This is a genomic window from Citrobacter sp. FDAARGOS_156 (assembly GCF_001559235.2).
Taxonomy (GTDB): Bacteria; Pseudomonadota; Gammaproteobacteria; order Enterobacterales; family Enterobacteriaceae; genus Citrobacter; species Citrobacter youngae.
In genome coordinates this window covers 667387-678906 of record NZ_CP014030.2, presented here as the reverse complement: position 1 = coordinate 678906, position 11520 = coordinate 667387, and the positions used below count along the sequence as shown (strand labels likewise).

Sequence of the window (11520 nt, the reverse complement as noted above, 5' to 3'; positions counted from 1 at the left end):
ATTATTATTAGTCAAACACGTAATATAATCCTGGCATATAAATAAACGATTAACTGGCGCGATTTTAGATTCAATGAAATTAATTTTTTAACAAAAAGATTTATAAAACGCCGCATTCGTTTTTTCATCGCGAGGTAACAATCCAGCATTCACATCCAAATGGTTCCAGAAAACTGAGATGTGACTAAAAAAATGAACAAATTAACTCAATGATTTACAATAACATTTATAAAAATATTCTTTTCATTTATCATTTTATTGAATGAATCACACCACCCCATAAAAAAACACAATAAAATATAACGATTCCCTGTTCTGCTGTGAGGGAGAGGTAACCGGATGGTATCCCATTTGATCCATGGGAAAGCTTTTGATTTTCTCCCTCTCCCTTTGCGAGAGGGCCGCATAAAGGTCATCTTATCAGCCACAGGAGAATCAATGAAACGCTCCGCAATAAACGAGATCCTTGGCCACACGCGCCAGTTTTTCTCTCTGCACGACGTGCATCTCCCCCCTTTTGCCAGTTTCCCGCCGACCCAATGGCGCAAGCTTGATGCCGCTGCCTGGAGCGAAGTGTTCGACCTCAAGCTCGGTTGGGATGTCACCGCGTTCGGCGGCAACAATTTTTCCGCGCAAGGATTAACGCTGTTCACCCTGCGTAATGGTTCGCCGAAAGGCATGCCTTACGAGAAATGCTACGCCGAGAAAATCATGCATGTTCGCGATGCGCAGGTCACGCCGATGCATTTTCACTGGCGCAAACGCGAAGACATTATCAATCGCGGCGGCGGCAATCTGATTGTCGAACTGTGGAATGCAGGGATCCGCGAGCAAACGGAAGACAGCGACGTTAGCGTGGTGATTGACGGCTGTCGACAAACCCATGCCGCGGGCAGCCAACTACGCCTGACGCCGGGTGAGAGCATCTGCCTGCCGCCGGGCCTGTATCACAGCTTCTGGGCGGAAAAAGGTTTTGGCGACGTGCTGGTTGGCGAGGTCTCTTCTGTTAATGACGACGACCACGACAACCATTTTCTGCAACCGATTTCCCGCTACAACGACATTGAAGAAGACGAACCGGCGCTGCTGGTGCTGTGTAACGAATATCGCCTGTTCCGCTAACCAAGGAGCGCATTATGCCGTTGATATCTCTCGCCGATGGGCTTGCCCATGCCCGCGAGCACCGCTATGCCTTAGGGGCATTTAACGTTCTGGACTCACACTTCCTGCGTGCGCTGTTTGCCGCGGCAAAGCAGGAACGTTCGCCGTTTATCATCAATATCGCCGAAGTGCATTTTAAATATATCTCGCTGGATTCTCTGGTCGAAGCGGTCAAGTTCGAAGCCGCCAGACATGACATTCCGGTAGTGCTGAATCTTGACCACGGCCTGCACTTTGAGTCGGTGGTGCGAGCGTTACGCTTAGGTTTCAGCTCAGTGATGTTCGATGGATCCACGCTGGAATATGAAGAAAATATCCGTCAAACCCGCGAAGTGGTGAAGATGTGCCACGCTGTCGGCGTGTCTGTGGAAGCTGAACTGGGCGCAGTGGGCGGTGATGAGGGCGGCGCGCTGTACGGTCATGCCGACGAGTCGCTATTCACCGACCCGATGATGGCGCGTGATTTCGTCGACAGAACCGGTATTGACGCGCTGGCGGTCGCCATTGGCAATGCCCACGGCAAATATAAAGGCGAACCGGTGCTCGACTTCCCGCGTCTGGACGCCATTCGCCAGCAAGCGGCGATCCCGCTGGTACTGCACGGCGGTTCCGGCATCAGCGACGACGATTTCCGTCGGGCAATCGAGCTTGGCATTCACAAAATCAACTTTTATACGGGCATGTCGCAGGCGGCGCTGTCGGCAGTGGAGACGCGGATGGCGAATCGTCAGCCCTTGTACGACGAATTCGCCGAACTGCTGCTCGGCATTGAAGAGGCCATTACTGATACCGTTTCAGAACAGATGCGTATTTTTGGCAGCGCGGGGCAAATCTGATGGAACGTAAAGGCATTATCGCCGCAGGCAACATGCTGGTCGATCATGTACATCAGATTGTGCAGTGGCCGGAGCGCGGCTGGTTGGCGGAAATCACCCGTAGCGAACGCGCCACGGGCGGTGCGCCGCTGAACGTGCTGCTTACACTGGCAAAAATGCACACCGGATTGCCGCTGCAGGCGGTGGGCTTAATTGGCAAGGACAGCGATGGCGATTACATCATGGCGATGCTGGAACAGTATCACGTTAATCGCCAGCATGTTCAGCGCACAACATCAGCCCCTACGTCAATGTCGCAGGTGATGACCGACCCGAGCGGTCAGCGCACATTTTTTCATTCGCCCGGCGCAAATCGCCTGCTGGATCTGCCCGCTTTTGAGCAACTGGATACCTCGATGAAAATCTTCCATCTTGGCTATCTGCTGCTGCTCGACAGCCTGGACATGCCGGATGAAGAGTACGGCACGCGTAGCGCTCGGCTGCTGGCGCAAATGCGCGACAACGGCTTTGAAACATCGCTGGATCTGGTCTCACGCAAGGGCGACCCGCGCTACCAGCCGCTGGTGATGCCCGCCCTGCGCCATCTCGATTATCTGGTGATTAACGAGCTGGAAGCCGGAGAGTTCAGCGGGCTGGAGATCCGCCAGCCCAACGGCGAGCTGCATATCCCGCATATCGCTACCGCCGCGCGCGAATTATTGGGTGCAGGCGTACGCCAGCGGGTGGTTATTCACTGTCCGGAAGGTGCCTGGGGGGAAGCGCCGGATCGGGCGGGCATTTGGGTTCCGTCACAATACCTGGCGCAGGAGGAGATCGTCGGCAGCGTCGGGGCGGGAGATGCGTTTTGCGCCGGTTTTTTGTATGGCTGTCATGAACGCTGGTCGCTGGAAGAGAGCATCCGGCTGGCACACGCCTGCGCGCGAGCCAGTTTGTTGTGCGCCAATGCAATCGACGGCGCGAAAACGCTGGCAGAGTTAAAAGCCGGAATGGCTGTTGCCTGATGCGCTACGCTTATCAGGCCTACGAGGTCGTTATCGCTTTTGTAGGCCGGATAAGGCATTTACGCCGCCTTGTCGTGATGCTGCACGTCGGCGGCGAATACATAGCCCAGCCCGCGCAGGGTTTTGATCAACATCGGTTGATGCGGGTTAATCTCTATTTTTCGCCGCAATCGCATGATTAACACGTCAATAGTGCGGTCAAACACCTCAACGCTATCGCTGCGCGTCAGTTCCAGCAATTGTTCCCGACTGAGCACCCGGCGGGCGTTCTGTGCCAACGCTAGCAGCAAACTGTATTCACCCTGTGTCAGGTCCACCTTCAATTGCTGAGGATTACGTAACTGACAACCTGCAGTGTCCAGATGCCAGCCATTAAAGGATAACCCCGTAGTTTGTGGGCCGCTGCTTTCGGGTGTTAACACACCGACGCGTCTGAGCACCGCCTTCACCCGCGCCACCAGCACCCGCGCATTGAACGGTTTACCGATGTAATCGTCAGCGCCCATTTCCAGCCCGACCACCACATCCGACTCGCTGCCAAGCCCGGTCAGCATCACCACCGGCAGTCCGGGCCTCATCTTTTGCACCTGCTGCAACACCATCAGACCGTTGATATCGGGCAACATCATGTCCAATAACACCAGCGCGATCTCCGGCTGAGTATCAATGCAACGCAGCGCCTCCTGCCCGGTGTGACAAGCGGTCACTGCAAAGACGTGTTCGCTCAGCACATCCTGTAAAAGCGAGCAGACCGCCACGTCATCATCCACAACCAGTATGGCTGGCTTCATTGTTTTTCCCCATTTCTGGCCAACTTAAATGAGTGTGATTGATTCTGCCCAGAGTGACAGCGATAAGGCACAAGGATGTGTGGGAAACATAACCTCGGTCACACTGCCGGGGCGTCACGTATTGGAGATTCGTCACGTCAAATATGACGACAGCCTGTTTTTCGTCAGGGTTTTGCGCAAAATTCGCCCGTAATATCGATGAATGCCCCTGATAAAAACATGGCATAAAAGATGCATAACTAAAGCGACAAGCGCGTATGCGCGATTTGATTAACTGGAGCGAGACCGATGAAAAAAGTCGTCACGGTTTGCCCATATTGCGCATCAGGTTGCAAAATCAACCTGGTGGTCGATAACGGCAAAATCGTCCGGGCTGAAGCGGCGCAGGGGAAAACCAACCAGGGTACCCTGTGTCTGAAGGGCTACTATGGCTGGGATTTTATCAACGATACCCAGATCCTGACCCCTCGTCTGAAAACCCCAATGATCCGTCGCCAACGTGGCGGCAAACTGGAATCTGTTTCCTGGGATGAAGCGCTTGATTACGTCGCCACTCGTCTGAGCGCCATCAAAGCGAAGTATGGCCCGGACGCTATTCAGACGACCGGTTCATCTCGCGGTACGGGTAACGAAACCAACTATGTAATGCAAAAATTCGCGCGCGCCGTTATTGGTACCAATAACGTTGACTGCTGCGCTCGCGTCTGACACGGCCCATCGGTTGCAGGTCTGCACCAATCGGTCGGTAACGGCGCAATGAGTAATGCTATCAATGAAATTGATAACACAGATTTAGTGTTCATCTTCGGGTACAACCCGGCGGATTCCCACCCTATCGTGGCGAATCACGTGATTAACGCTAAACGTAACGGGGCGAAAATTATCGTCTGCGATCCGCGCAAAATTGAAACTGCGCGTATTGCTGACATGCACATCGCGTTGAGAAACGGCTCGAATATCGCGCTGCTTAACGCTATGGGTCATGTCATCATCGAAGAAAAACTGTACGACCAGGCGTTCGTCGCCTCGCGTACGGAAGGATTCGAAGAGTACAGCAAGATTGTCGAAGGCTACACGCCGGAGTCCGTCGAAGATATCACGGGCGTGAGCGCGCACGATATCCGTCAGGCTGCACGTATGTATGCCACGGCGAAAAGCGCGGCCATCCTGTGGGGCATGGGTGTTACCCAGTTCTATCAGGGCGTGGAAACCGTGCGTTCACTGACCAGCCTCGCAATGCTGACCGGTAACCTCGGTAAGCCAAGCGTCGGTGTTAACCCGGTTCGTGGCCAGAACAACGTTCAGGGCGCATGCGATATGGGCGCGCTGCCGGATACCTATCCGGGCTATCAGTACGTGAAAGATCCGGCGAACCGCGAGAAATTCGCCAAAGCCTGGGGCGTGGAAAGCCTGCCTGCACATACCGGCTATCGCATCAGCGAGCTGCCGCACCGTGCGGCCCATGGCGAAGTTCGTGCGGCCTACATTATGGGTGAAGATCCATTACAGACCGACGCTGAGCTTTCCGCGGTACGTAAAGGCTTTGAGGATCTGGAACTGGTCATCGTACAGGATATCTTCATGACCAAAACCGCCGCTGCCGCAGACGTTATTTTACCGTCTACGTCATGGGGTGAGCATGAAGGCGTATTCTCCGCGGCTGACCGTGGCTTCCAGCGCTTCTTTAAAGCCGTTGAGCCGAAGTGGGATCTGAAAACGGACTGGCAGATTATCAGTGAAATCGCCACCCGTATGGGCTATCCGATGCACTACAACAACACCCAGGAAATCTGGGACGAGTTGCGTCATCTGTGCCCGGATTTCTACGGTGCCACTTACGAGAAGATGGGCGAACTGGGTTATATCCAGTGGCCTTGCCGCGACACCTCCGATGCCGACCAGGGGACGTCTTACCTCTTCAAAGAGAAGTTCGACACCCCGAACGGCCTGGCGCAGTTCTTCACTTGTGACTGGGTAGCGCCAATCGACAAACTCACCCCAGAGTACCCAATGGTACTATCAACGGTGCGTGAAGTCGGCCACTACTCTTGCCGTTCGATGACCGGTAACTGTGCGGCGTTGGCCGCGCTGGCGGATGAACCGGGCTATGCCCAGATCAACACCGCCGACGCAGAACGCCTGGGCATCCAGGATGAAGAGCTGGTGTGGGTGAACTCGCGTAAAGGTCGGGTCATTACTCGTGCGGCAGTCAGCGATCGTCCAAACAAAGGCGCGATTTACATGACCTACCAATGGTGGATTGGGGCCTGTAATGAGCTGGTAACCGAGAACTTGAGCCCGATTACCAAAACGCCGGAGTACAAGTACTGTGCCGTTAACGTTGAACGCATTGCCGATCAGCGCGCCGCCGAACAGTATGTGATTGATGAGTACACCAAGCTGAAAGCCAGCCTGCGCGAAAGCGCGATGGGTTAGTCCGTTTTCGTACCTGTTCTGCAACAGCCTCCGCCCGGAGGCTGTTTTTTTATCCATACGATCTCTTTATACTGTTCATTCCGTACCCTAAATAAAACTCAAAATGAAACAAATCATTGCATTGATGTTCTTTATGACATTCTTTGCCCATGCCAGTGATACTGAGCCAGGAAGCCAGTACTTACAGGCCGCTGAGGCAGGAGACCGACGCGCACAATACTTTCTCGCCGACACCTGGTTTAGTTCAGGCGATTTGAGCAAAGCCGAATACTGGGCGCAAAAAGCAGCCGACAATGGCGATGCGGATGCCTGGGCCTTACTGGCGCAAATTAAGATAACCAACCCGGTCAGTCTGGATTATCCACAAGCCAAAACGCTGGCCGAAAAAGCGACCGAGGCAGGCAGTAAGGCGGGGGAAATTACGCTGGCGAGAATTCTGGTGAACACGCAGGCTGGACGCACAGATTACCCCAAAGCCATTACATTGCTGCAAAACGCCTCTGAAGATCTGGAAAATGACTCCACTGTCGATGCACAAATGCTGCTCGGACTGATCTACGCCAATGGCGTGGGTATTCCTGCTGACGATGAAAAGGCCACATGGTATTTCAAGCGCAGCTCGGCCATCTCCCGCACCGGTTATTCCGAGTACTGGGCCGGAATGATGTTCTTAAACGGCGAGCAGGGGTTTATCGTGAAGAATAAACAGAAGGCGCTGCACTGGCTGAATCTGAGCTGTATGGAAGGATTTGATACCGGCTGTGAAGAGTTTGAAAAGCTGACCAATGGTTGATGCTGGTTGCCGGATGGCGCTACGCTTATCAGGCCTACACATCCTTTGTAGGCCTGATAAGACGCGTGAGCGTCGCCATCAGGCACCCATCACTAATTACTGCGCGGTCTTATCAAATTTACCCAGCATCTCGCGCTCGTAAGCCAGCGCTTTCTTGCGGTCAAACTTGTGTTCCCACTTGGCGATTACCAGCACCGCCAGTGCATTCCCCACCACGTTCAGCGCGGTACGCGCCATGTCGAGGATACGGTCAACGCCGGCGATAAACGCCAGGCCTTCCAGCGGGATCCCGACGCTGCCAAGCGTAGCCAGCAGTACGACGAAGGAGACGCCCGGCACGCCTGCAATCCCTTTCGAGGTGACCATCAACGTCAGCACCAATACGATTTCCTGCCATAGTGACAGGTCGATACCGTACAGCTGCGCAATGAAAATAGCGGCAATACTCTGGTACAACGTTGAGCCATCAAGGTTAAATGAGTAACCGGTCGGCACCACAAAGCTGGTAATTGAGGCTGGCGCGCCATAGGCTTCCATTTTCTCAATAATACGCGGCAGTACGCTCTCAGAACTGGCGGTTGAATACGCCAGAATCAGCTCATCTTTCAGGATACGGATTAAGATCCAGATACTCAGACCACAGACACGCGCCACGATACCCAGCACCACCAGCGCAAAGAACAGGATGGCAAAATGCACCAACAGTACTAGCTTCGCCAGCGGCCACAGTGAGGCAAAACCGAAGTTCGCGACGGTCACAGCAATCAGCGCAAAAACGCCAACCGGCGCGTAGCGCATCACCATGTGCGTCACTTTAAACATGGTTTCGGAAATAGAGCGGAACACGGTCACCAGCGGCTCGCGGTGAGTAGCTGGCAGCGAAGACAAGCCTAAACCGAATAACACCGAAAAGAAGATAATCGGCAGCATGTCGCCTTTCGCCATCGATGCGACGATGTTGGTCGGCACCAGTGACAAAATCGTGCCCATCAGGCCATGCGCGTGGCTTTGCACTTCTGCGGTTGTATTTTGATATTTCGAAATATCCACAGTCGCCAGCTGCGACATATCAATCCCGGAACCCGGTTGAAACACGTTCGCCAGCGTAATGCCGAGAATAATGGCGATGGTGGTGATCACTTCGAAATAGAGAATGGTTTTGGCGCCAATACGGCCCAGCTGTTTGGCATCGCCTACCCCGGCAATACCCACAACCAGCGTGGAGATAACAATCGGCACGACAATCATTTTAATCAGGTGGATAAAGATATCACCCGCCGGTTGCAACAGGTTTAACACCAGCCATTCGCGGCTGTCACTATGGTAATGCAGGTAACTCCCCAGCAAAATGCCCAGCACCATGGCGATGAGGATCTGCCATGCCAGGCTGACTTTCAAATTTTTCATAACAACGGACTTCCTCGATGGAGCGCTATTCCGCATATAAAAATGCGAGAACAGTACATACTGAAAGGGTATGATTTGTGTTGCGTTCGTTTATAGAGTTTTTTAACGCTTATTATCATTATCATTTGCACGCTATCTCGCGCAAGCCTTTCAGAACAGGGGGTTTAGCTTAAATTATGCATAAAAACGCGAGTTTATATCGGTAATCATGAATAACTTTTTGTTATAAAAGAATTTTTATTTGATAAAAAATGAAGAAGTTCTTCCATGAGTTTTTTTTGCCCACTTGTTCAATTGCCTGTTTTTTAAACAGGCAAAATGATGCAAATCACAAAAAAAACAAATTTATTTTTGCCGATTCTGCAATAATTTCGCCATATTAATCGAGTCGATCAACTGCGCACGATTCACCCTCGGCGAGTTTAAATCCATTACTTTTTGCCACACTGAAATCGCTTGTGCGTAATCAGCCTGCATAAACGCATCGGAAGCCAACAGCATCAGCGCGGTAACTTCGTTACCGTCCAGCGCCAGGGATTTATCTATCATTTCGCGCGTTTGCGGTGTCATATGTTGCCCGGCCTGATAGTACAACACCGTCGCCAGCGCCGAATAGATTTCGGCGTTTTCACCCCGAAAACGCAGCGCCTGCTCATAGGCCAGCAGTGCATTGTGATACGCATTTTGCCAAAGATAATATTCCCCCAGTTGCGCCCATAACACACCGTCCTGTGGAGCAGCACGAATCTGCGACTGCAAAGAAAGTAGCTGTTTTTCCTGAATGTTATCATCGGAGAACGCATGTAATGGGTCCGCCAACCGCGCCTGTTCCTGCCGCACCGCCTGCCATTTTGGCGTCAACAGATAACCGCCGATGCAGGCCACAACCATCAGCACCACCGCAGCAGTCAGCCGCTTCACGGGCATTGGTCGTAACGGCGCAGTGGGATGTTCGGACTGACTCATTGCACCTCCTCCTCTGCGCGCTGACGCTTTCTCACCCGCCAGACCACCACGCCGACCAGTAACAACAACAGGCACGGCAACGCCCACAGCAGCAGCGTCTGCTCATTCAACGGCGGGTTATAGCGTACAAAATCACCGTAACGATCGGTCATCCACGTGGTTATCTCGGCTTCACTTTTCCCTTCCGCCACCATGCTGTAAACCTGATGGCGCATACTGACAGCTACCGGCGCATTGGATTCCAGCAAGTTTTGGTTTTGGCACTGCGGGCAGCGCAGCTGGCTGGCAATAGACAGCGCTTTCTCCTGCTGTTGCGGGTTGGCAAACGTCCATGTGTCCACAACCTGGGCATGCGTGGCGAAAGTGATAAAAAACAGGACGATAAAACCGCAGATATTACGCCTCACGCTTCCTTCCTCGCCATCCGCTCAGCAGCGCGCCAAAGACCATTAATAGTCCCCCACCCCAAATCCAACGCACGCCGGTCTGCACGTACAAGCGCATGGCATAACGGTCTGGTCCGGTTTTTTCACCCATCACCGCGTACCAGTCATGCATCAGGTTCCAGCGGATCCCCGGCTCCATCATCTGTTGACGACGCGCGGCATAGAAGCGCCTTTCAGGTTGCAGGCTGCCAATGCGTTTCTCATTGTGCCACAGCGTGATCTGCGCTTTTTCACTGGTGTAGTTACCTTTGGCTTCCAGGTCGAGACGCTCAAAACGGAAAATGTAACCCGCCAGTTCAACCTGCTGCCCAGGGCTCAGGTTCAGGCTTATCTCCTGACGGCTCCCGCTGGAAAAGACGATCCCGGCCGCAAACACCAGCACCCCGGCATGCGCCAGCAGCGCCGGAAGCTGACAACGTACAGACACGTTGCGGCTTCTGACCGTAGCCAGCACAATAACCAGTAGCATCAGCAGCCCAAAGGGCAGCGTAGCGCGATTAAAGTACGGTGCGCCCACAGAAAGCCGCCCCCAGCCGAACAGCCCGTAAATCATCGGGTAGAGCGTGCCAATCAGCACAATCAGCAGCACCGCACTAAAGAGCAGCAACGCAACCAGAATCAGCATCTCGCGTGACCAACCGCCAAAACGCGCATTCTGCCGGACTTGCTGGCCCCGCCAGGCGTACAGCCCGAGCGATGCCAGACTCAACACGGTAAACAGCGCAAACAACGGCGCGGCACGGACGTTATCCAGCGCGAAAGCATGCACCGAAACGAGAATGCCGGAACGCACAATCAGCGTCCCCAGCAGCGATAAAATCAGCGTGACGATAGCCAGCAGCAGCGACCAGTGGCGGAAGATCCCGCGCTGGCGCGTGATATACAGGCTATGCAGCAACGCGCTGGCGGAAAGCCAGGGTAATAAGGAAGCGTTTTCTACCGGGTCCCAGAACCACCAGCCGCCCCAACCCAGCTCGCAGTACGCCCACCAGGAGCCGAGGATAATCCCCAGCGTCAGCGCGCACCAGCCGGGCAAGGCCCAGCGCCAGCACACCCAGGCGCTTTGTGCGTTAAAGTCACCGCGCAGCAGCGAGGCCAGCGCCACGCCTGCCGCCACCATTAACCCCCCGTAACCCAGGTACAGCAGCGGCGGGTGGAGAATTAATCCAAGGTGTTGCAGCATCGGATTAAGGTCGCGCCCTTCAATGGCTGGCGGAAAGATACGCACGAACGGATCGGACCATACCACCACAAACAGCAACAGCAGGGCCGTTATCATTGAAAGGACGCTGAGCGTCAGCGTAAACAGCGCGTCGGCATCACGCCGATAGCGAAAAGCGAACAGCGCGCTCCAGGCGGAAAGAAACAGCACCCACAGCAGCAACGATCCTTCATGACCGCCCCACACCGCCGCCAGTTTTAATCCCCACGGCAGCAGGCTGTAGCTGTGCTGGGCAACGTAGACCACCGAAAAGTCACTGGTCAGAAAGCAGAATACCAGAATGGCAAAGGCCAGTAGCAGCAGGGCAAATTGCGTCCACACGCCCACGCATGCCAGGCGCATCACCCCTTGCCAGCGCTGGCGGACACCCACCAACACGGCAAGCGGGGTCAACACGTTGACCCCGAGGCTTAATAACAGCGCCAGAAAACCGGCTTCAGGAAGGAGAACGTCCAGATATC

General features: G+C 54.0%; 9 protein-coding genes and 1 pseudogene. 5 read left to right on the top strand and 5 right to left on the bottom strand.

Going from position 1 to position 11520, the window contains the following annotated elements; translation table 11 throughout:
- Window positions 1-438 precede the first annotated feature (438 nt).
- Genes AL515_RS03290 through AL515_RS03280 form a run of 3 tightly spaced genes read left to right on the top strand, consistent with a single transcriptional unit; the run spans window position 439 to window position 2998 of the window.
- Complete coding sequence (locus AL515_RS03290) at window positions 439-1122, top strand: D-lyxose/D-mannose isomerase (protein ID WP_061067037.1); 684 nt, start codon at window positions 439-441, stop codon at window positions 1120-1122.
- 14 nt (window positions 1123-1136) lie between these two features.
- Window positions 1137-1997, top strand: a complete 861-nt coding sequence (locus tag AL515_RS03285) for a ketose 1,6-bisphosphate aldolase (protein ID WP_061067036.1) — start codon at window positions 1137-1139, stop codon at window positions 1995-1997.
- On the top strand, window positions 1994-2998 hold the full coding sequence (locus tag AL515_RS03280) for a carbohydrate kinase family protein (protein ID WP_105242137.1): 1005 nt from the start codon (window positions 1994-1996) through the stop codon (window positions 2996-2998). The genes AL515_RS03285 and AL515_RS03280 overlap by 4 nt, the downstream gene beginning before the upstream one ends.
- Before the next feature lie 59 nt (window positions 2999-3057).
- On the opposite strand, the gene AL515_RS03275 is transcribed toward AL515_RS03280, so the two are convergent.
- The gene (locus AL515_RS03275; RefSeq protein ID WP_061067034.1) at window positions 3058-3789 is read right to left on the bottom strand and encodes a response regulator; all 732 of its coding nucleotides are present in this window, start codon (window positions 3787-3789) and stop codon (window positions 3058-3060) included.
- Between the two features lie 288 nt (window positions 3790-4077).
- Between AL515_RS03275 and fdhF the strand changes: the two genes are divergently transcribed.
- A complete protein-coding gene (fdhF, locus tag AL515_RS03265) occupies window positions 4078-6225 on the top strand; it encodes a formate dehydrogenase subunit alpha (RefSeq protein WP_082759560.1) in 2148 nt (715 codons plus the stop codon).
- Between the two features lie 103 nt (window positions 6226-6328).
- Window positions 6329-7018, top strand: a complete 690-nt coding sequence (gene yjcO, locus AL515_RS03260) for a Sel1 family TPR-like repeat protein YjcO (protein ID WP_061067033.1) — start codon at window positions 6329-6331, stop codon at window positions 7016-7018.
- Between the two features lie 96 nt (window positions 7019-7114).
- Here yjcO and gltP read toward each other — a convergent pair whose 3' ends face one another.
- The 4 genes and pseudogenes from gltP to AL515_RS03245 all read right to left on the bottom strand — a co-directional run bounded on the left by gltP (window position 7115) and on the right by AL515_RS03245 (window position 11515).
- On the bottom strand, window positions 7115-8425 hold the full coding sequence (gene gltP / locus AL515_RS03255; protein WP_048213908.1) for a glutamate/aspartate:proton symporter GltP: 1311 nt from the start codon (window positions 8423-8425) through the stop codon (window positions 7115-7117).
- 345 nt (window positions 8426-8770) lie between these two features.
- Window positions 8771-9391: a heme lyase NrfEFG subunit NrfG gene (gene nrfG / locus AL515_RS03250; RefSeq protein WP_061067032.1), complete on the bottom strand. Its 621-nt coding sequence runs from the start codon at window positions 9389-9391 to the stop codon at window positions 8771-8773.
- Window positions 9388-9762: pseudogene (gene nrfF / locus AL515_RS24050) on the bottom strand (heme lyase NrfEFG subunit NrfF); the annotation flags it as partial. The pseudogene nrfF and the gene nrfG, both read right to left, overlap by 4 nt.
- 25 nt (window positions 9763-9787) lie before the next feature.
- Complete coding sequence (locus AL515_RS03245) at window positions 9788-11515, bottom strand: heme lyase CcmF/NrfE family subunit (RefSeq protein ID WP_071887308.1); 1728 nt, start codon at window positions 11513-11515, stop codon at window positions 9788-9790.
- Window positions 11516-11520: the final 5 nt, after the last annotated feature.